We start from the raw sequence: 24,324 nt of genomic DNA, 5'->3' as shown, positions 1-24,324 counted from the left end.
ACATTTTTTCCCTAGTCCCTTTATTCCTTTTTCATCATCCTGATGAATCGCATCCTGCGACGTTCCCTGAGCCATCGTTCCGTGATGGCTGTGTCAATCCGTGGACACAGGACTGATGTTAGAGACTTCCAAGGGAAGTTCAACGCCATCCAAGCGATCGTCCAACGGACGGTTCTGCCCACATACAAATAAATAGTTATTAATTTTCAACAGGATAGAAATATCTTCCGAGTTTTTTAGTCGCACACGCCCGGTAAAAAAACCGAACGCTTACGGCAAAGTACGTGAATGCTTACACCCGCAGTTGCGCAAATGGGCTTTTCGCGCACGCTCACCGGGCGCCAGATGTAAAAAAGCCACGACACGGTCGAGGCTTTTCCCCTCAGGCCCCTCAGTCGTCGCTCGCGGTAATGGTCGGCATTGCGGGCGACTCGGCTTCCTGCAGGACAATTCTCGCGCCTACGTGACGAGCGAGTTCCTGGTAGATCATGGCGATCTGGCCGTCGGGCTCAGCGGCCACTGTGGGCTTGCCACCGTCGGCCTGTTCACGAATTTCCATCGCCAGTGGCAACGAGGCCAGCAGTTCGACGCCGTACTGGGTGGCCAGCTTCTCGCCACCGCCTTCGCCAAACAGGTGCTCGGCATGGCCGCAGTTGGAGCAGATGTGCACCGCCATGTTTTCCACGACGCCCAGCACCGGAATGTTGACCTTGCGGAACATCTCCACGCCCTTTTTCGCGTCAAGCAATGCGAGGTCCTGTGGCGTAGTCACAATCACTGCGCCGGCCACCGGGACTTTCTGCGCCAGGGTGAGTTGGATGTCGCCGGTGCCTGGCGGCATGTCGATCACCAGGTAATCCAGGTCGCCCCAGGCGGTCTGGGTGACCAATTGCAGCAAGGCACCGGAGACCATCGGCCCACGCCAGACCATCGGCGTGTTGTCATCGGTGAGGAAGGCCATGGACATCACCTCCACCCCCATCGACTCGATCGGCACGAACCACTTCTGGTCCTTGATCTTCGGCCGCGTGCCTTCGGCGATGCCGAACATCACGCCTTGGCTCGGGCCATAGATATCCGCGTCGAGAATGCCCACGCGTGCGCCTTCGCGAGCGAGGGCCAGGGCCAGGTTGGCCGCGGTGGTGGATTTGCCCACGCCGCCCTTGCCGGAGGCCACGGCGACCACATTCCTGACGTTGGCCAGGCCAGGGATCTGCGCCTGGGCTTTGTGCGGTGCGATCACGCACTGGATCTCGACCTTGGCCAAGCGCACGCCCTCTAGACCTTCGATGGCCATTTGCAGCATCTGCGCCCAGCCGCTCTTGAACCTGCCTGCGGCATAACCCAGCTCCAGCTGGACCGACACCTGGTCCCCCTGAACCTCGATGCCGCGCACACAACCGGCACTGACCGGGTCCTGGTTCAAGTAGGGGTCGGTGTATTGGCGAAGAACGGCTTCCACCGCTGCGCGATTGACGGCGCTCATGGGCTACTCCCGAAAAAGACTGAGTGAAACAGGCGGCTATCCTACCCGTTCCAGCCGTCCAGCGGCATGCTTTCGACGGTATGGAAGATGCTGAAACAGCGCCACGGGGTGAAATAAATTTCCCGGCGCTTTATAGTGGCCGACCTCCGTTTCATCAAGTAGCCGAGCCCCATGTCCGAGCCACGCAAGATCCTCGTCACCAGCGCCCTGCCCTATGCCAATGGTTCCATCCATCTTGGCCATATGCTTGAGTACATCCAGACCGATATGTGGGTGCGCTTCCAGAAGCATCGCGGCAATCAATGCATCTATGTCTGCGCGGACGACGCCCACGGATCGGCCATCATGCTGCGCGCCGAAAAGGAAGGCATCACCCCGGAACAACTGATCGCCAACGTGCAGGCTGAACACAGCGCCGACTTTGCCGAGTTCCTGGTCGACTTCGACAACTTCCACTCGACCCACTCCGAGGAAAACCGCGAGCTGTCGAGCCAGATCTACACGCGGCTGCGCGATGCCGGGCACATTGATACCCGCTCGATAACCCAGTATTTCGACCCGGAAAAGAAAATGTTCCTGGCCGACCGCTTCATCAAGGGCACTTGCCCGAAATGCGGCACCGAAGACCAGTACGGCGACAACTGCGAAAAATGCGGTGCCACCTACGCTCCCACCGACCTGAAGGAACCGAAGTCGGCAATCTCCGGCGCCACTCCGGTGCTCAAGGACTCCCAGCACTTCTTCTTCAAGCTCCCGGATTTCCAGCAGATGCTGCAAACCTGGACCCGCAGCGGCACCCTGCAGGACGCCGTGGCCAACAAGATCGCCGAATGGCTGGATGCCGGCCTGCAACAGTGGGACATCTCCCGCGATGCGCCGTACTTCGGTTTCGAAATTCCAGGCGAGCCTGGCAAGTACTTCTATGTATGGCTGGACGCGCCCATCGGCTACATGGCCAGCTTCAAGAACCTGTGCGCGCGCACACCGGAGCTGGATTTCGACGCGTTCTGGGGCAAGGACTCCAGCGCCGAGCTGTACCACTTCATCGGCAAGGACATCGTCAACTTCCACGCCTTGTTCTGGCCAGCCATGCTCGAAGGTTCGGGCTACCGCAAGCCGACCGGCATCAACGTGCACGGCTACCTGACGGTCAATGGCCAGAAGATGTCCAAGTCCCGTGGCACCTTTATCAAGGCGCGCACCTACCTGGACCACCTGTCGCCGGAATACCTGCGCTACTACTACGCCTCCAAGCTGGGCCGTGGCGTCGATGACCTGGACCTGAACCTGGAAGACTTCGTACAGAAGGTCAACTCGGACCTGGTTGGTAAAGTCGTTAACATCGCCAGCCGCTGCGCCGGTTTTATCCACAAGGGCAACGCCGGTGTGCTGGTGGCTGAAAACGCCGCGCCGGAACTGACCGACGCCTTCCTGGCTGCTGCGCCAAGCATCGCCGATGCCTATGAAGCCCGCGACTTTGCCCGTGCCATGCGCGAAATCATGGGCCTGGCCGACCGCGCCAACGCCTGGATCGCCGACAAGGCGCCATGGTCACTGAACAAACAGGAAGGCAAGCAGGCAGAGGTCCAGGCGATCTGCGCCACGGGCGTCAATCTGTTCCGCCAGCTGGTGATCTTCCTCAAGCCCGTGCTGCCATTGCTGGCCGCCGACGCCGAGGCGTTCCTCAACGTCGCGCCGCTGACCTGGAACGATCACACCACATTGCTCGGCAACCATCAGTTGAACGCGTTCAAGCCACTGATGACCCGCATCGATCCCGTCAAGGTCCAGGCCATGACCGACGCCTCGAAAGAAGACCTGGTGGCCAGCCAGACCGACACCGGCGAGTCGACGCCCGCCGGCAACGGTGAACTGATCAAGGACCCGCTGTCCCCGGAAATCGACTTCGACGCTTTTGCCGCCGTGGACCTGCGCGTGGCGCTGATCGTCAAGGCCGAAGCGGTGGAAGGTGCCGACAAGCTGCTGCGCCTGACGCTGGATATCGGCGACGAGCAACGCAACGTGTTCTCCGGGATCAAGAGCGCTTATCCTGACCCGTCCAAGCTCGACGGTCGCCTGACCATGATGATCGCCAACCTCAAGCCACGGAAGATGAAGTTCGGCATCTCCGAAGGCATGGTGATGGCGGCCGGCCCCGGTGGCGAAGAGATCTACCTGTTGAGCCCTGACAGCGGCGCCAAGCCGGGCCAGCGCATCAAGTAAGCCTGCAAACCAGCCCTGTCGTTTCGGCGACAGGGCGATTCAATCGTCAAGCCCTTGCGCGACCTCGGCGCAGTGGATCAGTGCCCGGCTGATGTACTGGCTTTCTTGGGTTTCAACGCAATGATCAAAACATGAGCCTGATTCAACGTATCGACGCGCTGCTGCCGCAGACCCAATGCGGCAAGTGCGGGCACCCAGGCTGCAAGCCCTACGCCGAAGGCATCGCGCGGGGCGAGGCCATCAACAAGTGCCCACCGGGTGGGCAGGAAACCATTCGCGAGCTGGCGCGCCTGCTGAACGTGCCCGCGCTCGAACTGGATACCTCCCGTGGCGAGGCCCCAGCGCAGGTCGCCTATATCCGTGAAGCCGAGTGCATCGGCTGTACCAAGTGCATTCAGGCGTGCCCGGTGGATGCCATCCTGGGCGCCGCCAAATGGATGCATACGGTGATTGTCGACGAGTGCACCGGCTGTGACCTCTGCGTCGCGCCCTGCCCGGTGGATTGCATCGAGATGCGCCCGGCGGACACGGTGCTGCCGATTGTGGGCGACCTGGCGACCAACGCCGAGGAACGTCGTGAACGTGACCTCAAGCGCAACCGCGCGCGGCGGCGCTTCGAACAACGTCACGCACGCCTGCAACGGGAAGAAGCACACAAACTCGCCGAGCGCCTCGCCCGGGCCAAGCGTTCGGTGCCAGCTCCCCCCGAGCAAGTCGATGCGGCGCAGGCGGCCCGTGAGGCGGCGCTGAAGAAAGCCAGGACCAACGTCGCGATGAGCCGCGCGCAATTGCACAAATCCTTGAAAGCATTTGGTCACCCGCCGACGTTCGAGCAGCAATCGCAATTGATCCTGCTGCAACAGCAGTTCGACGCGGCGGAGCAGGAGCTTGCGGCGCTGGAGCTCAACAGGGCATCGGCGGCACCACGGCCCACCACCAACAGCGCCGACCTCAAACGCGCGAAAATCCAGCTGGCGATGCGCCGCGCCGAGCTGAACAAAGCTCAGAACCAACAGGCCGACGCGCAACAATTGGCTGAAGCACAAAGCAAGCTCGATGACGCGCAACGCCAGGTAGACGCCCATGGCGCCTGAAGTGCGTGCGGCTGGCCACACTGCCCGTCGTGGTGGTGCTATTGATACTGGCCGGGTTTATCCTGCTCGCTGGGTTTCAGGCCTGAACCCACCCTTCGCCCTCTCGCTGATTGCCCGCAAGGAACCTTCCGCCCCATGAACGCCGCAAAACGCCTGGAAATTTTCCGCAGGTTCCACGAAGACAATCCGCACCCCAAGACCGAACTGGCCTACTCCTCGCCCTTCGAGTTGCTGATTGCGGTGATCCTGTCAGCCCAATCCACCGATGTTGGCGTCAACAAGGCCACGGCCAAGCTGTTTCCGGTGGCCAATACTCCGCAGGCGATCCACGCTCTAGGGGTGGATGGGTTGTCGGAGTACATCAAGACCATCGGGCTGTACAACAGCAAGGCTAAAAATGTCATTGAGACCTGCCGCCTGCTGGTAGAACTGCACGGGGGCGAAGTGCCGCAAACCCGCGAAGCACTGGAAGCCTTGCCCGGTGTGGGCCGCAAAACCGCCAACGTGGTGCTCAACACAGCCTTTCGGCAACTGACCATGGCGGTGGACACGCATATTTTCCGGGTCAGCAACCGTACTGGCATCGCGCGTGGCAAGAATGTGGTGGAAGTGGAAAAGCAACTGATGAAGTTCGTGCCCAAGCCCTATCTGCTGGATTCTCACCACTGGCTGATTCTTCATGGTCGCTATGTTTGCCAGGCCCGCAAGCCACGCTGCGGCAGCTGTCGCATCGAAGACCTGTGCGAATACAAGGAGAAGACGTCCGACGATTGAGGGATCATTGATTTTTTAGATAAATCGATTGAAAAAATCTTTTTTACCCGTTCGTGGATTATCGTTATAAGGAGCGCCAACGGCAGTCTTAGCCTGGAGTTAACCTTATGAGCACTGGCAAGGAACAACTGGAAGTTGATGACGACCTGGTTGAGTTGGACGACGATGGGGCAGAAGCACCTGTCGCAGAGGTGGCCAAGACCAATCTGAGCAAACGCCGCACCATCGACAACCTTCTGGAAGAGCGACGCTTGCAAAAGCAACTGGCCGATTACGATTTCGACCTCTGATCAAGCGGTCAACGACCGGAAGCCTCCCTGACGGAGGCTTTTTTCTGCCGGTTACCCTGGTCACCCGGGGTGTATCACCCTCCTCTATACCAGGCCGTTGCGCTGGGCCAGTTCAATCAGGTCCACCAATGAGCGGGCATTGAGCTTGAGCAACAGGCGGGTCTTGTAGGTGCTGACGGTCTTGTTGCTGAGGAACATGCCGTCGGCGATCTCCTTGTTGGTCTTGCCCCGGGCCAATTGCTGCAACACCATCATTTCACGGCCCGAGAGGCGCTCCACCATATCGGCTTCGCTGGCGTTGCCCATGGTTGAGCGCACCGAATTGAGCGCCTGGTTGGGAAAGTAGCTGTAGCCCGACAACACGGCCTTGATCGCACTCAGCAACTCTGTCAGGTCCTGTTGCTTGCACACGTACCCGGCAGCCCCCGCCTGCATGCAACGCATGGAAAAATGACCTGGGGCCTGGGAGGTCAGTACCAGCACCTTGAACGGCGCGGGTTGTTTGGTAGAAGACAGCCGGCAAATGACTTCCAAGCCATCAAGTTTGGGAATCCCAATGTCCAGTATGACAATGTCCGGCATATGCTCCCGTGCAAGTTGCAACGCATCGACACCGTTATCGGTCTCGGCAACGACCTCATAACCATGGCGTTCCATGAGCATACGCACAGCAAGACGAATGACGGGATGATCATCCACGATCAGCACTTTATTCATGAGAAAGTCCAATTTCGCTGTTCGAATTATTTAGAGCAAGCACAATAGCCTAGTCGTTTCCTGGTTGGCATAGCATTCCACCCCGAGCAACAGCAAGCAGAGACCCAACCCACGACGATAAAGGAATTCCCCTACAAAAAAACGCCAACCCGGATGTTTCCAGTTTTATGCTGCCTTTCAGAACTTTCCGGGGGCTTACATATTTTGGGTGAAATCTCCAAACCCTTTGGGCATTGGGTAAACGCACCTCACGCAACTTTCAGGAAATGCCCCTTGCCGGGGTACCACGGACGCTGACGAACAGAAAAAAACTCGTTTGTTTCAGTTCCATTTAACATATTTATTTACTTCCTTATTTCCTACAGAACTTTCAGCGCCTTACACCTTCGCTGTACTTTCATGAGTGAATTATCTGTAAGACTAGTTCCCATGAAGATGTAAAAGAATCTTCCCCCTACGAAGCCAATGCTTCGACCTACAAGAAACGACAAAAAATTGCTGACTCAATGAAGATAAATATCGATTAAGCGAATAAAAACACTTCGTGCATTCAAAACATTCAGGCAAAAAAAATGGCCCCTTTAACAAGGGGCCATTCTTTACCGCCGACGGAACACTCAGAACAACGAGCGACCTTTGTTGGCGGCAATGCGCATGCGCAGTGCATTCAACTTGATAAAGCCCGCTGCGTCCGCCTGGTTGTAGGCGCCGCCATCTTCTTCGAAGGTGGCGATATTGGCATCGAACAGTGAGTCATCGGACTTGCGGCCGGTGACGATCACATTGCCCTTGTACAGTTTCAGCCGCACAACGCCATTCACGTGGGCCTGGGAGGCGTCGATCATCTGTTGCAACATCAGACGCTCAGGGCTCCACCAGTAGCCGGTGTAGATCAGGCTGGCGTACTTGGGCATCAACTCATCCTTGAGGTGAGCGACTTCGCGGTCCAGAGTGATCGACTCGATGGCGCGGTGAGCGCGCAGCATGATGGTGCCGCCCGGGGTTTCGTAGCAGCCACGGGACTTCATGCCCACGTAACGGTTCTCGACGATGTCGAGTCGGCCGATACCGTGTTCGCCACCGACACGGTTCAGGGTCGCCAGTACGGTGGCCGGGGTCATTTCGACGCCATCCAGCGCGACGATGTCGCCGTTGCGGTAGGTCAACTCCAGGTACTGCGGCTTGTCTGGAGCGTTCTCCGGGGAGACGGTCCATTTCCACATGTCTTCTTCGTGCTCGGTCCAGGTGTCTTCCAGCACGCCGCCCTCGTAGGAGATGTGCAGCAGGTTGGCGTCCATCGAGTACGGGGACTTCTTCTTGCCGTGACGCTCGATCGGGATCGCGTGCTTCTCGGCGTAATCCATCAGTTTTTCACGGGACAGCAGGTCCCATTCACGCCAAGGGGCGATCACTTTCACACCGGGCTTGAGCGCATAGGCACCCAGTTCGAAACGCACCTGGTCGTTACCCTTACCGGTGGCGCCATGGGAAATGGCGTCGGCGCCGGTTTCGTTGGCGATTTCGATCAGGCGCTTGGCGATCAGCGGACGTGCGATGGAGGTACCCAACAGGTACTCGCCTTCGTAGACGGTGTTGGCGCGAAACATCGGGAAAACGAAATCGCGGACGAACTCTTCGCGCAGGTCGTCAATGTAGATCTCTTTCACGCCCATTGCTTGCGCCTTGGCACGTGCAGGTTCGACCTCTTCGCCCTGACCCAGGTCAGCGGTGAAGGTCACCACTTCACAGTTATAAGTATCCTGCAGCCACTTGAGGATCACCGAAGTGTCCAGGCCGCCGGAATACGCGAGAACGACCTTGTTTACGTCGGCCATGCCATCACTCCACGGGGTTGTACGGAAAGGCGTCGATTCTACCGACCAAAACCGTGGATTTACAGGGGCGCGACAGCAAATGAAGATAAAGCGACAGATTATGTCGAGCGGGCGACCTGGGGCCGCACCTTACGATGTGGCCGCAGGATTACTTCGCACAGTGGCCTGGGGCGCCGGCTTCTCGGGGGTCGCCACCCGCTCAAGCTGAATATTCACGCGGCGGTTGCGGGCACGATTGGCGGCATTGGTATTGGGGACCAATGGGTAGCTTTCACCGTGGAAGCGCAGGGTAATCTGGGACTCCGGAATACCATTGGCCTTGAAGTATTCCATCACCGCCAACGCACGACGGCGCGAAACATCGCGATTACTTAAGCGATTGCCGCTGTTGTCCGAATGGCCGTTCAACTCGATATGGTTGACGGTAGGATCAGCCTTCAAGAACTCAAGGATTACTGAAAGCTTCTGCTTGGCCGCCGCCTCCAGCTCGATGCCACCACCAGGAAAGCCGACTTCCGTCTGCTTGACCTGATCGTAATTCATCGGCAGCAACTTGGCCGTGCACAGTTGATAGTCACTGTAGGCCTTGTTGAATTTCACCGGCAGCAGGCGGATTTCCGAATAACCGCCTTCACGGCCATAGTGCCGTACGGTGGGAGAGCGCCCTTCGAGCAAGCCATTGAATAGACGCCCGGCCTGGGCCTGGGAGCTGTTGAACAGCACATCGCCACTGCCGGCGCGCACGGCACCGAGGTTGATATCACCCCGGCCCGGCTGCCAGGGGGCAGCGGCGGCCAGCAACGTGGCCGATCCGCCGCCCAGTGAGCCGTTGTAGGCTTTCAGACGAAATGTCGCTTGCTCGCCGGCACGGCGAACGAACTCACCCGAACCGAAATCGGCGATCGGCTGGGTCAGGCGACACTCGAACTTGTCGCCTTCCACCTTCCACTCAATGTTCTCCAGACGTGTCTGGAACGTGAGGGCCATCGCAGGCAGGCTGGCGAACACACTGAGCAGGGCTAGATAATGCTGGCGCACGGGAGGCTCCACTGGTTTCTACAACACGTTAAAGCGTCATACATCGTTAAGGCATACCCAGGGCTATCGGTTGCATCCGGCAAAACTTGATAGCGAGTGCCTGCAAGAGTCTTTTCCGGTAGCATTCCCACCAGATTGACCCGCCTGGAATCCCCAATGTCCGACCGCCTGACCCTGCTGCGTCCCGACGACTGGCATATTCATCTTCGCGATGGTGCCGCGTTACCCCAAACCGTGGCCGATGTAGCGCGTACGTTCGGCCGCGCCATCATCATGCCTAACCTGGTACCACCGGTGCGTAATGCCACTGAAGCCGACGCCTATCGCCAGCGTATCCTCGCTGCACGGCCGGCCGGTAGCCGCTTCGAACCGTTGATGGTGCTCTACCTGACCGACCGCACCCAGCCCGAAGAGATTCGTGAAGCCAAGGCCAGCGGCTTCGTGCACGCCGCCAAGCTGTACCCGGCGGGCGCGACCACCAACTCCGATTCCGGCGTGACCAGTATCGACAAGATCCTGCCGGCCATCGAAGCCATGGCCGAAGTGGGCATGCCGCTACTGATCCACGGCGAAGTCACCCGTGGCGATGTCGACGTGTTCGATCGCGAAAAGGTCTTCATCGACGAGCACATGCGCCGCGTGGTCGAGCTGTTCCCCACCCTCAAGGTGGTGTTCGAGCACATCACCACGGCCGATGCCGTGCAGTTCGTCACCGAGGCCTCGGCCAACGTCGGTGCGACCATCACCGCGCATCACCTGCTGTACAACCGCAACCACATGTTGGTGGGCGGGATTCGGCCGCACTTCTATTGCCTGCCGATCCTCAAGCGCAACACTCACCAAGTGGCGTTGCTGGATGCCGCGACCAGCGGTAACCCGAAGTTCTTCCTCGGCACCGACTCCGCGCCCCATGCCCGGCACGCCAAGGAAGCCGCGTGCGGCTGCGCCGGCTGCTACACCGCGTATGCCGCCATCGAGCTGTATGCCGAAGCGTTCGAGCAACGCAACGCCCTGGACAAGCTCGAAGGCTTCGCCAGCCTCAACGGCCCACGTTTCTATGGCCTGCCGGCGAATACCGACCGTATCACCCTGGTTCGTGAAGACTGGACCGCCCCTGCCAGCCTGCCGTTTGGCGAGCTGACCGTTATCCCGCTGCGCGCCGGTGAAACACTGCGCTGGCGCCTGCTGGAGGAAAGCAAGTGAGTGAAGACCATTACGACGACGAACACGAGCACAGTGGTGGCGGTTCCCGCCATCCGATGGCCGAGCGATTTCGCGGCTATCTGCCGGTAGTCATCGACGTAGAAACCGGTGGTTTCAATTGCGCCACCGACGCCCTGCTGGAAATCGCCGCCACCACCATCGGCATGGACGAACAGGGTTTCGTGTTCCCGGAACACACCCACTTCTTCCGCGTCGAGCCGTTTGAAGGCGCGAATATCGAAGCGGCGGCCCTGGAGTTCACTGGGATCAAGCTCGATCACCCGCTGCGCATGGCGGTGAGTGAAGAAGCCGCGCTGACCGATATCTTCCGTGGCGTACGCAAGGCACTGAAGGCCAATGGCTGTAAACGCGCGATCCTGGTCGGGCATAACAGCAGCTTTGACCTGGGCTTCCTGAATGCCGCGGTGACGCGCCTGGACATGAAGCGTAACCCGTTTCACCCGTTCTCCAGCTTCGACACCGCCACCCTCGCCGGCCTGGCCTACGGTCAGACCGTGCTGGCCAAAGCCTGCCAGGCAGCCGGTATCGACTTCGACGGTCGTGAGGCGCACTCGGCCCGCTATGACACCGAGAAGACCGCCGAGCTGTTCTGCGGCATCGTCAATCGCTGGAAACAGATGGGTGGCTGGGAAGACTTCAACGACTGAAGTTGAGCGCCGCGCATAAAAAAACCGGCCTTTTCAGGCCGGTTTTTTTTTACCGCGACGATGGCTTACAGGTTGCCAGCATTCTCGGTCAGGTAAGCCGCAACGCCTTCTGGCGAAGCGTTCATGCCCTTGTCGCCTTTCTTCCAGTTGGCCGGGCAGACTTCGCCGTGCTCTTCGTGGAATTGCAGAGCGTCAACCAAGCGGATCAACTCTTCCATGTTACGACCCAGTGGCAGGTCGTTGATGATCTGCGAGCGCACAACGCCCTTGTCATCGATCAGGAATGCACCACGAAAGGCAACGCCGCCTTCGGACTCAACGTCGTAGGCCTTGGCGATGTCGTGCTTCATATCGGCAGCCATGGTGTATTTGACTTTACCGATGCCACCATCATTGATGGCCGTGTTGCGCCACGCGTTGTGGGTGAAATGGGAGTCGATGGAAACCGCGACTACCTCAACGTTACGAGCTTTGAAATCGTCCATGCGGTGGTCCAGAGCGATCAGCTCCGAAGGGCAGACGAAGGTGAAGTCCAGCGGGTAGAAGAACACCAGGCCGTATTTGCCTTTGATGGCTTCAGACAGCTTGAAGCTGTCAACGATTTCGCCATTGCCGAGCACGGCGGGTACATCGAAATCCGGGGCTTGTTTGCCGACGAGTACGCTCATTGGGTATCTCCTGATGTAAGGGTGACGATTGAAGTAAAAGGACCGGCCTTGAGTCTGCCGCGTTTAAGCGACAGGCCTGTGACGCAGTCACGCTTCGTGAAGACCGACCATCATACACTGAAAAAACCGTCCGTCAGTGTGAGGGCGATGCAGGTGAATACCCTACGATTCAACTTTGACAATCATTCTTGTTAACATTAAGATCCATTGCACTTAAGCCTTAAACCCGCGACGGTTCTCCCTTATGTATGTGTGCCTGTGTACCGGCGTCACCGACGGACAAATCCGCGAAGCAATCTACGAAGGTTGCTGCAGCTACAAGGACGTACGTGAAACCACCGGCGTTGCCAGCCAGTGTGGTAAATGTGCTTGTCTGGCCAAGCAAGTGGTACGAGAAACCCTGACGCAGCTGCAGACAGCCCAGGCCACGCTCCCCTATTCAGCAGAATTTACACACGCCTGATCAGGTGTGTTTTAAGGAACCGGACTTAGTGTCCGGTTTTTTATGCCTTTAATTCAACTAGTTAGCGTCGAGACGCGGAACACAAACATTCTTATTCCGATTAATTTTCATTTATTATTCAATAACTTAGGTTTGACACAAGGAATTTCGCCGCTCAAACTCCGCCTTATACACAGCTATTACAGGGCAGGACCCCAGTCATGAAAGGCGACATCTCAGTCATCCAGCAACTCAATAAAATCCTTGCCAATGAACTGGTCGCGATCAATCAGTACTTCCTGCATGCGCGCATGTATGACGATTGGGGCCTGGAAAAGCTCGGCAAGCGTGAATACAAAGAATCGATCAAGGCCATGAAGGACGCCGACGCGCTGATCAAGCGCATCCTGTTCCTCGAAGGCCTGCCGAACGTACAGGACCTGGGCAAGCTGAACATTGGCGAGCACACCCAGGAAATGATCAGCAGCGATCTGGGTTTTGAACGTAAGAGCCACAGCGACCTCAAGGCTGCCATCGCGCACTGTGAAACCACCGGCGACTACGGTAGCCGCGAACTGCTGGAAGATATCCTGGAAGACCAGGAAGAACATATCGACTGGCTGGAAACCCAACTGGGCCTGATCGACAAGGTCACCCTGGAAAACTACCTGCAATCGCAGATGGGTGAATAACCCTATCGCGCAGGTATAAAAAAGCCCCGCTCTCTCACGAGAAGCGGGGCTTTTTATTGCAGGCGAATCAGGCTTCGGTCTTGGCCGCCGCTTTTGCCGCTGCGTCTTTGATCAGCGCTTGCAGCGAACCATCAGCCGCCATTTCAGTGATGATGTCGCTACCGCCAACCAGCTCACCAGCCACCCACAGTTGCGGGAAAGTCGGCCAGTTCGCGTACGTCGGCAGGTCACGACGGATTTCAGGGTTTTGCAGGATATCCACGTAAGCGAATTTCTCGCCACACGCCATGATGGCCTGGGAAGCCTTCGCGGAGAAACCGCACTGAGGAGCGTTCGGGGCGCCCTTCATGTAAAGCAGAATGGTGTTATTGGCAATCTGCTCTTTGATCGTTTCGATGATATCCATGGAACACCTCGGCTGGAACTTTGCGACTCACAGGTCGGCACGGTGGCGCATTGTAACGCAAAATTCCAGCGCGGTGCTCGGGTGCCTTACGCGGCCACGACCTGTACCGGCACGCCATTCAACGCGGCGTTGCCCGACAACTCATCCAACTGCCGTTCGTCGGTCAAATCATTCGCGCTCGCCCCCGGTTGCCCGCTGGCAATACTCATGTGCACGCCCGGTCGAGCATGGCCCCAACCGTGAGGCAGGCTGACCACGCCGGGCATCATGTCCAGGCTGGCTGACACGTCCACCTCGATCATGCCGATGCGCGAGCTGACACGCACCCGCTGCCCATCGCTCAATTTCCGGCTGGCCAGGTCGTCGGGGTGCATCAGCAATTGATGCCGAGGCTTGCCCTTCACCAATCGATGATAGTTATGCATCCAGGAATTGTTGCTGCGTACATGCCGACGACCGATCAGCAGCAGTTCGTGGGCCACAGGCTCAGGTTGCGCGGTGAAGCGTGCCAGGTCAGCCAGAATCACCGCCGGCGCGGCTTGCACCTTGCCATCGGCCGTTTTCAGACGCGCGGCGAGGTTGGCCTTGAGCGGCCCCAGGTCCAGGCCATGGGGATGATCCGCCAGCATCGCCACTGACAGCTTGTGAGTGGATGCATCACCGTACACCCCGGCGCGCAGCCCGAAATCAATCATCTGCGCCGGCGCCAGGGTGGGCTTGAGCATCACACCGGTCTGTGCCGCGAACGCCTTGGCCAGGCCGACAAAAATCTCCCAGTCATGCAGGGCGCCTTCTGGCTTAGGCAGAATCGCGCGATTGAAGCGCGTGACATTGCGCACCGCGAACAAGTTGAAGGTGGTGTCGTAGTGATCGTTTTCCAGTGCCGAGGTAGACGGCAAAATCAGGTCGGCATAGCGCGTGGTCTCGTTGATATAGAGGTCGACGCTGACCATGAACTCCAACCCGTCCAAGGCCTGCTCCAACTGGCGGCCGTTGGGTGTCGACAGCACCGGATTGCCCGCGACCGTGACCAACGCGCGGATTTGCCCTTCGCCTTCGGTGAGCATCTCTTCGGCCAGGGCCGACACCGGCAACTCGCCACCGTACTCCGGCCGCCCGGACACGCGACTCTGCCAGCGGTTGAAGTGCCCACCCGAGGTCGACGCCACCAGGTCCACCGCCGGCGTGGTGCACAAGGCGCCACCCTCGCGATCCAGGTTGCCGGTAACCAGGTTGATCAATTGCACCAACCAATGGCACAGCGTACCGAACGCCTGGGTCGAGACCCCCATGCGCCCGTAACACACCGCCTTGTCCGCTGCGGCAAAGTCGCGCGCCAATTGGCGGATCTGCTCGGCCGGCACCGCACACTGGCGGCTCATGGCTTCGGCGGTAAATCCGGCGATCGCACGGCGTACATCGTCCAACCCCTCCACCGGCAAATGACTGCCACGGGTCAGGTTCTCGGCAAACAGGGTGTTGAGCAGCCCGAACAACAACGCCGCATCGCCGCCCGGACGCACGAACAGATGCTGATCGGCAATCGCCGCTGTCTCGCTGCGCCGAGGGTCGACCACCACCACTTTACCGCCCCGGGCCTGGATCGCCTTGAGGCGTTTCTCCACGTCCGGCACGGTCATGATGCTGCCGTTGGACGCCAACGGGTTGCCGCCCAGAATCAGCATGAAGTCGGTGTGATCGATATCCGGGATCGGCAGCAACAGGCCATGGCCGTACATCAGGTGACTGGTGAGGTGATGGGGCAACTGATCCACCGAGGTCGCGGAAAACCGATTGCGCGTCTTGAGCAGGCCGAGGAAGTAGTTACTGTGGGTCATCAGCCCGTAGTTGTGCACGCTGGGGTTGCCCTGGTACACCGCCACTGAATTCTGCCCGTGCCGGGCCTGGATGCCCGCCAGCCGCTCGGCAACCAACGCAAACGCCTCGTCCCAGGCGATTGGCCGCCATTCGCTGCCCACCCGCAGCATGGGCTGGCGCAGGCGGTCCGGGTCATTCTGGATATCCTGCAACGCCACGGCCTTGGGGCAGATGTGGCCGCGACTGAAACTGTCTTGAGGATCGCCCTTGATCGAGGTGATCGCCAGGCTGCCGTCTTCGGCTTGGGTGGTTTCCAGGGTCAGGCCACAAATGGCTTCGCACAGATGGCAGGCACGGTGGTGGAGAGTCTTGGTCATGGCCAGTCTCTTTATAGGGCTTTGGCCCGACTATGGGCCCCGAACGGCATGCGTACCAGCATCGTTCGCCATATGAATCGACTGGCATCAGGCCAGGCCATAACTAAACATGAGCAGATGTTACAGAACCCTCAAAGCAGCCCCTGAAACCGACGCAGCCTGGCCCAAGCCCGCCTCCGCGCATTGCAAAAGGTTGCGACGCCAGTGTACAAATGACCTGCTGCTGTGTGGAAATCGTCTTCAAAAGCGCTCTCGCGCCCTTCTTGAACACCCTTGAAAACCGTAGCCCTATTGGTAAGACGCGACATTTAATTATAAGATCGCGCCTTCCCCTATTTCGTCGCCCCGTGCGGCTTTCGCCGCAGGTCTCGCCCGTTGTCACAATAAACAAGGCTTTGAGTATCTGCGGTCTGTTGCAAAAAGGTAGTTAATGATGAGCGCAAGGCACTTTCTCTCCCTGATGGATTGCACGCCCCAAGAGCTGGTCAGCGTGATCCGTCGAGGCATTGAGCTTAAAGACCTGCGTAACCGCGGCGTACTGTTCGAGCCTTTGAAAAACCGCGTGCTCGGGATGATTTTCGAGAAGTCGTCCACCCGCACCCGCCTGTCCTTCGAAGCCGGCATGATCCAGCTGGGCGGCCAGGCCATCTTCCTGTCCACGCGAGACACTCAACTGGGCCGTGGAGAACCGATCAGCGATTGCGCCATCGTCATGTCGCGCATGCTTGATGCAGTGATGATCCGCACCTTCGCCCACAGCACCCTGACCGAGTTTGCCGCCAACTCGCGCGTTCCCGTAATCAACGGCCTGTCCGACGACCTGCATCCCTGCCAGTTGCTGGCCGACATGCAAACCTTCCTCGAACATCGCGGTTCGATCCAGGGCAAGACCGTGGCCTGGATCGGCGATGGCAATAACATGTGCAACAGTTATATAGAAGCGGCGATCCAGTTCGACTTCCATCTGCGCATTGCCTGCCCGGAAGGCTACGAGCCCAACGCCGAGTTCCTGGCCAAGGCCGATGGCCGCGTGCAACTGCTGCGCGACCCCAACGATGCCGTAGTGGGCGCGCACCTGGTCAGCACCGACGTCTGGACCTCCATGGGCCAGGAAGACGAAACCGCCAAGCGCCTGGCCCTGTTCGCACCGTTCCAGGTGACCCGCGCCATGCTCGACCTCGCCGCGCCCGATGTGTTGTTCATGCACTGCCTGCCCGCCCACCGTGGCGAAGAAATCAGCCTCGACCTGCTCGACGACCCGCGCGCGGTCGCCTGGGATCAGGCCGAAAACCGCCTGCATGCGCAAAAGGCCCTGCTCGAATTCCTGGTTGAGCCCGCGTACCACCACGCATGAGTCACCCACTCCTGCTGAACCTGCGCAATCTGGCATGCGGCTATCAAGACCAGCGCGTGGTGCAGAACCTCAACCTGCACCTCAATGCAGGCGACATCGGTTGCCTGCTGGGCTCCTCGGGGTGCGGCAAGACCACAACCCTGCGCGCCATTGCCGGTTTTGAACCGGTGCACGATGGCGAAATCAGCCTGGCGGGCGAAGTGATCTCCAGTGCTGGCTTTACCCTGGCTCCGGAGAAACGTCGCATCGGCATGGTGTTCCAGGACTACGCACTGTTTCCTCACCTCAGCGTGGCCGACAACATTGCTTTCGGCATTCGCAAGCACCCGCAAAAAGACCGCGTGGTCGCCGAGTTGCTGGAGCTGGTCAACCTCAAGAGCCTGGGCAAGCGCTTCCCCCATGAACTCTCGGGCGGCCAGCAACAACGTGTCGCCCTTGCCCGTGCCCTGGCGCCAGAACCGCAACTGCTGCTGCTGGACGAACCCTTCTCCAACCTCGACGGTGAATTGCGGCGCAAGCTCAGCCACGAGGTGCGCGACATTCTCAAGGCGCGCGGCACCAGTGCGATCCTGGTCACTCACGATCAGGAAGAAGCATTCGCCGTCAGCGATCAGGTAGGTGTTTTCAAGGAGGGCCGGCTTGAACAGTGGGACACGCCCTACAATCTTTATCACGAACCGCAGACGCCTTACGTCGCCAGCTTTATCGGCCAGGGCTACTTCATTCGTGGCCAGTTGAGCTCGCCGGAATCGGTCAGCACCGAATTGGGTGACCTGCGCGGCAACCGTGCCTACACCTGGCCGACCGGTGCCGCGGTGGATGTGCTGCTGCGCCCGGACGACATCGTTTACGCCCCCGACAGCCTCTTGAAAGCACGGATCGTCGGCAAGACCTTTCTCGGCGCGTCGACCTTGTACCGCCTGCAACTGCCGACCGGTGCGCAACTGGAGTCGATTTTTCCCAGCCATGCCGATCATCAGGTGGGCGCCGAGGTAGGCATTCGTGTCGCCGCTGAACACCTGGTGCTGTTCCAGGCGTCAGGCAGCATCGCGGCGCAGATTCCTGCCACTGAATCAGGCGTAAGACGTCATAGCGTTGCCCGCTCCCACAGTTGACCTCCAAAGCCTTCAAGAATGACTGTCAGGCCCGGCCAATCGGTGCGAATGTGGCCTGGGTATGTTCAGCCAGTACGGCCGCTGGCAATTCAACTTCCAATCCCCTTCTCCCCGCACTGACAAAAATCGTCGCGAACGGCTGCGCCGTGACATCGATAAAGGTGCGCAAACGCTTCTTTTGTCCCAACGGGCTGATGCCCCCCAGCAGGTAACCGGTAGAGCGCTGCGCGGCGGCAGGGTCGGCCATTTCGACTTTTTTAACGCCAGCCGCGTGGGCCAACGCTTTCAAATCCAGACTTCCGACGACCGGCACCACGGCGACCAATAATTCGCCCTTCTCGCTGCTGGCCAGCAAGGTCTTGAATACCTGCGCCGGGTCGAGGCCCAATTTTTCCGCGGCCTCCAGCCCATACGAGGCGGCCTTGGGATCGTGTTCATAACTGTGGATGCGATGTTCGGCGCGAACTTTTTTCAACAGATCCAATGCGGGGGTCATGAAGGCTCCAGACGTGGCAAACAGATGGCCAATTCTAGGCCAAGCCCGCGCAAAACGCTCTAGTGCGGCGCTTTATCCAACTATGCCTGTTCATGCGAAACGCGATCATTCATCAAACCAATAGTTCGAAAGTGACCAACAGTTCATTTTCGACCTTTGACAGCCGTCATTCTTGTCTATATTTTTTCGTTTCCGAATACCGTAGAAATACACCTGCGGCATTCGAGCAGTAAGCCGTGCCTTGGATGGGGATCCTCGTCACGGTGAAAATCGCGCAACCGCCGGTTGAGGCCTTGCGCCAGACAAGAACAACAATCGAGGTTTTCCATGACAACTGCTCTTCAACAGCCTTCACTTTCGAGCCAATGCATGGCCGAGTTCCTGGGGACTGCGCTTCTGATCTTCTTCGGTACCGGGTGTGTCGCTGCGCTCAAGGTCGCGGGTGCCAGTTTTGGATTATGGGAAATAAGCATCATCTGGGGCGTCGGCGTGAGTATGGCGATCTACCTGAGCGCCGGTATTTCCGGAGCCCACCTCAACCCGGCCGTCAGCATTGCGCTGTGTCTGTTCGCCGACTTCGACAAGCGCAAACTGCCTTTCTACATCCTTGCTCAGATTGCCGGCGCCTTCTGCTCGGCCGCACTGGTGTACACCCTCTACAGCAACCTGTTTTTCGATTACGAACAAACCCACCATATGGTGCGCGGCACCCAAGCCAGCCTGGAATTGGCGTCGGTGTTCTCCACTTACCCCCATGCGCTGTTGAGCACCGCCCAGGCCTTCCTGGTAGAAATGGTCATCACCGCCATCCTGATGGGCGTGATCATGGCCCTTACCGACGACAACAATGGCCTGCCACGCGGGCCGTTGGCGCCGCTGCTGATTGGTTTGCTGATCGCGGTAATCGGCAGCGCCATGGGCCCGTTGACCGGTTTTGCGATGAACCCGGCACGGGATTTCGGGCCTAAGCTGATGACCTTTTTCGCCGGCTGGGGTGAAATAGCCTTTACTGGCGGCCGCGATATTCCTTACTTCCTGGTACCGATTTTCGCGCCGATTGTCGGAGCCTGCCTCGGTGCCGCGGCCTATCGCGGGCTGATTGCCCGTCATCTGCCCAGCGCCGCGCCTGCTATAGCTGAAACACCTGACACGGCTGTCAACGGCAACACCCGTATTTCCTGATAGCGCCAGCCTGGTCCTGCTGCCCTTTTGGCCCAGGCTGATTTCTGACTTCCTTATTTTCGTGCAAGGCAATCGACATGACCGACCTTCAGAATAAGAACTACATCATTGCTCTCGACCAAGGCACCACCAGTTCCCGGGCGATCATCTTCGATCGTGACGCCAACGTGGTGTGCACCGCCCAGCGTGAATTCGCCCAGCATTACCCGCAGGCGGGCTGGGTCGAGCATGACCCGATGGAAATCTTCGCCACCCAGAGCGCGGTGATGGTCGAAGCCCTGGCCCAGGCCGGCCTGCACCATGACCAGGTCGCCGCCATCGGTATCACCAACCAGCGTGAAACCACCGTGGTGTGGGACAAGGTGACCGGCCGCCCGATCTACAACGCCATCGTCTGGCAGTGCCGCCGCAGCACCGAGATCTGCCAGCAGCTCAAACGCGACGGCCACGAACAGTACATCAGCGACACCACCGGCCTGGTCACCGACCCGTACTTTTCCGGCACCAAACTCAAGTGGATCCTCGACAACGTCGAAGGCAGCCGCGAGCGCGCACGCAACGGCGAACTGCTGTTCGGCACCGTGGACAGCTGGCTGATCTGGAAATTTACCGGCGGCAAGACCCACGTCACCGACTACACCAACGCCTCGCGCACCATGCTCTTCAACATCCACACCCTGGAATGGGATGCGAAGATGCTGGAGATCCTGGATATTCCGCAGGAAATGCTGCCGGAGGTGAAGTCCTCCTCGGAAATCTACGGCCGCACCAAGAGCGGCATCGCCATCGGCGGTATTGCCGGTGACCAGCAAGCGGCACTGTTCGGCCAGATGTGCGTAGAAGCCGGCCAGGCCAAGAACACCTATGGCACCGGCTGCTTCCTGCTGATGAATACCGGCGACAAGGCGGTGAAATCCAAGCACGGCATGCTCACCACCATTGCCTGCGGCCCACGTGGCGAAGTGGCCTATGCCCTGGAAGGCGCGGTGTTCAACGGCGGCTCCACCGTGCAATGGTTGCGTGACGAGTTGAAAATCATCAACGACGCCCACGACACCGAGTACTTCGCCAGCAAGGTCAAGGACAGCAATGGCGTGTACCTGGTCCCCGCCTTCACCGGCCTGGGCGCGCCGTACTGGGACCCCTACGCCCGTGGCGCGCTGTTCGGCCTGACTCGTGGCGTACGTGTGGATCACATTATTCGTGCCGCCCTGGAGTCGATTGCCTACCAGACCCGCGATGTACTCGACGCCATGCAGCAGGATTCCGGCGAACGCCTCAAGGCGCTGCGCGTGGACGGCGGTGCGGTGGCCAACAACTTCCTGATGCAGTTCCAGGCCGACATCCTCGGCACCCAGGTCGAGCGCCCGCAAATGCGTGAGACCACGGCACTCGGCGCTGCCTATCTGGCAGGCCTGGCCTGTGGCTTCTGGGGTAGCCTGGACGAGTTGCGCGGCAAGGCGGTGATCGAGCGCGAATTCGAACCGCAGCTGGAAGAGAAGGCAAAAGAAAAACTCTACGCCGGCTGGCAAAAAGCAGTGAGCCGCACACGGGATTGGGAACCCCACGAAGGCGCTGAATAAGCCAAGCGCCGGACCCGCTTAGGGTTGTAACTGGCAGGGAGGCGATTCCTGCGTCATCATGGGCCACTTTTGTATGGCAGCCCAAAGGACGCCCCATGAATCTGCCTCCCCGCCAGCAACACATCCTCGAACTGGTCCGCGAACGCGGCTACGTCAGTATCGAGGAGATGGCGCAGCTATTCGTTGTCACCCCGCAAACCATCCGCCGCGATATCAACCAGTTGGCGGACGCCAATCTGCTGCGCCGCTACCACGGCGGCGCGGCCTATGACTCCAGCGTCGAAAACACCGCGTACGCCATGCGTGCCGACCAGATGCGCGACGAGAAACAGCGCATCGGCGAAGCCATTGCCGCGCAGATCCCCGATCACGCCTCGCTGTTCATCAATATCGGCACCACCACCGAATCCATCGCGCGTGCGCTGCTTAATCACAACCACCTGAAAATCATCACCAACAACCTCAACGTCGCCACCATGCTCAGCGCCAAGGACGACTTCGACGTGCTGCTCACCGGCGGCAACGTGCGGCGTGACGGCGGTGTGGTGGGCCAGGCCAGCGTCGACTTCATCAACCAGTTCAAGGTGGACTTCGCATTGGTGGGCATCAGCGGCATCGACGAAGACGGCAGCCTGCTCGACTTCGATTACCAGGAAGTGCGCGTGTCCCAGGCGATCATCGCCAACGCGCGCCAAGTGATCCTGGCGGCCGACTCCAGCAAATTCGGGCGCAACGCCATGATTCGCCTGGGGCCGATCAGCCTGGTGGACTGCTTGGTGACTGATCAACAGCCGGTACCGGCGCTGGTGCAGTTGTTGAACCAGCACAAGGTTCGTCTAGAGGTTGTGTAGTGCCCGCACCGCCGCCTTCGCGAGCAAGCCCGCTCCCAGATTCGCCCGCATTCTCAGTTAGAACTCGGTCAAATGTGGGAGCGGGCTTGCTCGCGAAGGCGACCTATCTAACATCCCATCTTTAAAGCCTTCCCTGGGCTCATGTTCACAAATTTTCCTTTTCCCGCCCTTCGATGAGTTTTTTCAATCGAAGTTGGCTGGCTGTGCCCGCGTTTATCAGCTACCATTTTCGCAAATGAACATTAATGTTCGAATTCAAAGACGATAAGATCGCGAGGCCAGCCGATGAACCCTTCTACCTTGCCTGCTCCACCGCTTGCCGAAGTCTATGACGTTGCCGTGATCGGCGGCGGGATCAATGGCGTCGGCATCGCAGCAGACGCAGCCGGGCGCGGTTTGTCGGTATTCCTTTGCGAAAAGGACGACCTGGCCAGCCACACCTCCTCCGCCAGCAGCAAACTGATCCATGGTGGCCTGCGCTATTTGGAACATTACGAGTTCCGCCTGGTGCGCGAAGCCCTGGCCGAACGCGAAGTGTTGCTGGCCAAGGCCCCGCACATCGTCAAGCAGATGCGTTTCGTGCTGCCGCACCGTCCGCACCTGCGTCCGGCGTGGATGATTCGCGCCGGCCTGTTCCTGTATGACCACTTGGGCAAGCGCGAAACGCTCGCCGGCTCCAAAAGCCTGAAGTTCGGCGCCGACAGCCCGCTCAAAAGCGAAATCACCAAAGGCTTCGAATACTCCGACTGCTGGGTCGATGACGCTCGCCTGGTGGTGCTCAATGCCATGGCCGCCCGTGAAAAAGGCGCACATATCCACACCCAGACCCGTTGCGTCAGTGCTCACCGCAGCAAGGGCCTGTGGGAAATGAACATGGAACGCGCCGACGGCAGCCTCTTCTCGATCCGTGCCCGCGCACTGGTGAACGCCGCCGGCCCGTGGGTTGCCAAGTTCATCAAGGACGATCTGAAGCTGGATTCGCCCTACGGCATCCGCCTGATCCAGGGCAGCCACCTGATCGTGCCGAAACTGTACGAAGGCGCACACGCACACATCCTGCAGAACGAAGACCAGCGCATCGTCTTCACCATTCCCTATCTGGACCACCTGACCATCATCGGCACCACCGACCGCGAATACACTGGCGACCCGGCGAAAGTGGCGATCACCGAAGGTGAAACCGACTACATGCTCAACGTGGTCAATGCCCACTTCAAGAAGCAACTGAGCCGCGCCGACATCGTCCACACCTACTCCGGCGTACGCCCGCTGTGCAACGACGAGTCGGACAACCCGTCGGCCATTACCCGCGACTACACGCTGTCGCTGTCCGGTGGCACCGGCGAAGCGCCGATCCTGTCTGTGTTCGGCGGCAAGCTGACCACCTATCGCAAGCTCGCCGAGTCGGCGATGGCGCAACTGGCGCCGTATTTCCCAGGGATGCGCCCGAGTTGGACCGCCACCGCCAGCCTGCCAGGCGGTGAAGACATGACCACGCCGCAAGCCCTGGCCGAAGCGGTTCGCGCCAAGTTTGACTGGGTCCCCGAAGACATCGCGCGCCGCTGGTCCACCACCTACGGCAACCGCACCTGGCGCCTGCTGGAAGGCGCGCAGTCGCTCGCCGACCTGGGTGATCACCTGGGTGGCGGCCTGTACACCCGCGAAGTCGACTACCTGTGCACCGAAGAGTGGGCTACCCAGCCCCAGGATGTACTGTGGCGCCGGACCAAACTTGGCCTGTCCACCACCCCGGAAGAACAGGGCAACCTGCAGCGTTACCTGTGCACGATTGAACAAAACCGTAGCAAGACCCAAGCGGCCTGACAGGCCAGGCTTACAAAAGCCCCTGCACCGTAAGGTCCAGGGGCTTTTTTATATCCGGCCTCCCATTCGGTTTTCCGAACATGACAGCTAAGGCTATTCGGTTTACCGGACCAAATGTTTGAACATCTGCCGTCACACAAACTTAATATTGATAAAAATCATATAGTTAACCTTTTATTTCCAGCCTG

At 59.2% G+C, this 24,324-nt stretch carries 21 protein-coding genes and 1 pseudogene; 14 read left to right on the top strand and 8 right to left on the bottom strand.

Annotation, left to right across the window (positions count from 1 at the left end; genetic code table 11):
* Nucleotides 1-391: 391 nt before the first annotated feature.
* Nucleotides 392-1,486, bottom strand: coding sequence for an iron-sulfur cluster carrier protein ApbC (gene apbC / locus AB4O05_RS10505; protein WP_460131183.1), 1,095 nt, complete (start codon nt 1,484-1,486; stop codon nt 392-394).
* A gap of 171 nt (nt 1,487-1,657) precedes the next feature.
* On the opposite strand from apbC, the gene metG reads away from it, so the two are divergent.
* The 4 genes and pseudogenes from metG (at nt 1,658) to AB4O05_RS10485 (ending at nt 5,867) form a co-directional block, all read left to right on the top strand.
* Nucleotides 1,658-3,709 carry a methionine--tRNA ligase gene (metG, locus tag AB4O05_RS10500; protein WP_460131184.1) on the top strand — a complete coding sequence of 684 codons (2,052 nt, stop codon included), beginning with the start codon at nt 1,658-1,660 and terminating at the stop codon, nt 3,707-3,709.
* A gap of 131 nt (nt 3,710-3,840) precedes the next feature.
* A pseudogene (gene rsxB, locus AB4O05_RS10495) lies at nt 3,841-4,227 on the top strand (electron transport complex subunit RsxB); the annotation flags it as partial.
* Between the two features lie 711 nt (nt 4,228-4,938).
* Nucleotides 4,939-5,577, top strand: coding sequence for an endonuclease III (gene nth, locus AB4O05_RS10490; protein WP_460131186.1), 639 nt, complete (start codon nt 4,939-4,941; stop codon nt 5,575-5,577).
* A gap of 107 nt (nt 5,578-5,684) precedes the next feature.
* Nucleotides 5,685-5,867 (top strand): PA3496 family putative envelope integrity protein, encoded by a 183-nt coding sequence (locus AB4O05_RS10485; RefSeq protein WP_460131187.1) that lies wholly within the window; start codon nt 5,685-5,687, stop codon nt 5,865-5,867.
* A gap of 84 nt (nt 5,868-5,951) precedes the next feature.
* Here the strand turns inward: AB4O05_RS10485 and AB4O05_RS10480 are convergent, their stop codons facing one another.
* The 3 genes from AB4O05_RS10480 to AB4O05_RS10470 all read right to left on the bottom strand — a co-directional run bounded on the left by AB4O05_RS10480 (nt 5,952) and on the right by AB4O05_RS10470 (nt 9,457).
* Nucleotides 5,952-6,584 (bottom strand): response regulator transcription factor, encoded by a 633-nt coding sequence (locus AB4O05_RS10480; protein WP_034096139.1) that lies wholly within the window; start codon nt 6,582-6,584, stop codon nt 5,952-5,954.
* Nucleotides 6,585-7,201: 617 nt separating this feature from the next.
* Nucleotides 7,202-8,419: an argininosuccinate synthase gene (locus AB4O05_RS10475; protein WP_460131188.1), complete on the bottom strand. Its 1,218-nt coding sequence runs from the start codon at nt 8,417-8,419 to the stop codon at nt 7,202-7,204.
* Nucleotides 8,420-8,548: 129 nt separating this feature from the next.
* Nucleotides 8,549-9,457 (bottom strand): flagellar protein MotY, encoded by a 909-nt coding sequence (locus AB4O05_RS10470; protein WP_460131189.1) that lies wholly within the window; start codon nt 9,455-9,457, stop codon nt 8,549-8,551.
* Nucleotides 9,458-9,613: 156 nt separating this feature from the next.
* Here AB4O05_RS10470 and pyrC point away from each other — a divergent pair, with 156 nt between their 5' ends.
* Together pyrC and rnt are read left to right on the top strand one after the other, a co-directional pair.
* Nucleotides 9,614-10,660, top strand: a complete 1,047-nt coding sequence (gene pyrC, locus AB4O05_RS10465; RefSeq protein ID WP_460131191.1) for a dihydroorotase — start codon at nt 9,614-9,616, stop codon at nt 10,658-10,660.
* On the top strand, nt 10,657-11,328 hold the full coding sequence (gene rnt / locus AB4O05_RS10460) for a ribonuclease T (protein WP_017137041.1): 672 nt from the start codon (nt 10,657-10,659) through the stop codon (nt 11,326-11,328). The genes pyrC and rnt overlap by 4 nt, the downstream gene beginning before the upstream one ends.
* A 65-nt stretch (nt 11,329-11,393) precedes the next feature.
* Here the strand turns inward: rnt and AB4O05_RS10455 are convergent, their stop codons facing one another.
* The gene (locus tag AB4O05_RS10455) at nt 11,394-11,996 is read right to left on the bottom strand and encodes a peroxiredoxin C (RefSeq protein ID WP_460131192.1); all 603 of its coding nucleotides are present in this window, start codon (nt 11,994-11,996) and stop codon (nt 11,394-11,396) included.
* A gap of 244 nt (nt 11,997-12,240) precedes the next feature.
* Here AB4O05_RS10455 and AB4O05_RS10450 point away from each other — a divergent pair, with 244 nt between their 5' ends.
* Together AB4O05_RS10450 and bfr are read left to right on the top strand one after the other, a co-directional pair.
* Complete coding sequence (locus AB4O05_RS10450) at nt 12,241-12,459, top strand: bacterioferritin-associated ferredoxin (protein ID WP_460131193.1); 219 nt, start codon at nt 12,241-12,243, stop codon at nt 12,457-12,459.
* Nucleotides 12,460-12,659: 200 nt separating this feature from the next.
* Nucleotides 12,660-13,130: a bacterioferritin gene (gene bfr / locus AB4O05_RS10445; protein WP_460131194.1), complete on the top strand. Its 471-nt coding sequence runs from the start codon at nt 12,660-12,662 to the stop codon at nt 13,128-13,130.
* Between the two features lie 67 nt (nt 13,131-13,197).
* Here the strand turns inward: bfr and grxD are convergent, their stop codons facing one another.
* Both grxD and AB4O05_RS10435 read right to left on the bottom strand, forming a co-directional pair.
* Nucleotides 13,198-13,536, bottom strand: coding sequence for a Grx4 family monothiol glutaredoxin (grxD, locus tag AB4O05_RS10440; protein ID WP_460131195.1), 339 nt, complete (start codon nt 13,534-13,536; stop codon nt 13,198-13,200).
* An 86-nt stretch (nt 13,537-13,622) separates the two neighbouring features.
* Nucleotides 13,623-15,731: a molybdopterin oxidoreductase family protein gene (locus AB4O05_RS10435; protein ID WP_460131197.1), complete on the bottom strand. Its 2,109-nt coding sequence runs from the start codon at nt 15,729-15,731 to the stop codon at nt 13,623-13,625.
* 433 nt (nt 15,732-16,164) lie between these two features.
* Between AB4O05_RS10435 and argF the strand changes: the two genes are divergently transcribed.
* Both argF and AB4O05_RS10425 read left to right on the top strand, forming a co-directional pair.
* Nucleotides 16,165-17,085 (top strand): ornithine carbamoyltransferase, encoded by a 921-nt coding sequence (gene argF / locus AB4O05_RS10430; protein ID WP_460131199.1) that lies wholly within the window; start codon nt 16,165-16,167, stop codon nt 17,083-17,085.
* The gene (locus AB4O05_RS10425) at nt 17,082-18,200 is read left to right on the top strand and encodes an ABC transporter ATP-binding protein (RefSeq protein WP_460131200.1); all 1,119 of its coding nucleotides are present in this window, start codon (nt 17,082-17,084) and stop codon (nt 18,198-18,200) included. Before argF ends, AB4O05_RS10425 begins: the two co-directional genes overlap by 4 nt.
* Before the next feature lie 25 nt (nt 18,201-18,225).
* Here the strand turns inward: AB4O05_RS10425 and ybaK are convergent, their stop codons facing one another.
* Nucleotides 18,226-18,696 (bottom strand): Cys-tRNA(Pro) deacylase, encoded by a 471-nt coding sequence (gene ybaK, locus AB4O05_RS10420; RefSeq protein WP_460131201.1) that lies wholly within the window; start codon nt 18,694-18,696, stop codon nt 18,226-18,228.
* Between the two features lie 327 nt (nt 18,697-19,023).
* Here ybaK and AB4O05_RS10415 point away from each other — a divergent pair, with 327 nt between their 5' ends.
* From AB4O05_RS10415 to glpD, 4 genes are all read left to right on the top strand, one after another.
* A complete protein-coding gene (locus tag AB4O05_RS10415) occupies nt 19,024-19,878 on the top strand; it encodes an MIP/aquaporin family protein (protein WP_460131202.1) in 855 nt (284 codons plus the stop codon).
* Nucleotides 19,879-19,955: 77 nt separating this feature from the next.
* A complete protein-coding gene (gene glpK / locus AB4O05_RS10410) occupies nt 19,956-21,461 on the top strand; it encodes a glycerol kinase GlpK (protein WP_460131203.1) in 1,506 nt (501 codons plus the stop codon).
* A 95-nt stretch (nt 21,462-21,556) separates the two neighbouring features.
* Nucleotides 21,557-22,312, top strand: a complete 756-nt coding sequence (locus AB4O05_RS10405; protein ID WP_034102402.1) for a DeoR/GlpR family transcriptional regulator — start codon at nt 21,557-21,559, stop codon at nt 22,310-22,312.
* A 285-nt stretch (nt 22,313-22,597) separates the two neighbouring features.
* Nucleotides 22,598-24,136: a glycerol-3-phosphate dehydrogenase gene (gene glpD, locus AB4O05_RS10400; protein ID WP_460131205.1), complete on the top strand. Its 1,539-nt coding sequence runs from the start codon at nt 22,598-22,600 to the stop codon at nt 24,134-24,136.
* The last annotated feature ends 188 nt before the right edge of the window (nt 24,137-24,324 follow it).

Source organism: Pseudomonas sp. S1_G07 (genome assembly GCF_054668565.1).
This window is presented reverse-complemented; position numbering and strand designations above follow the sequence as displayed.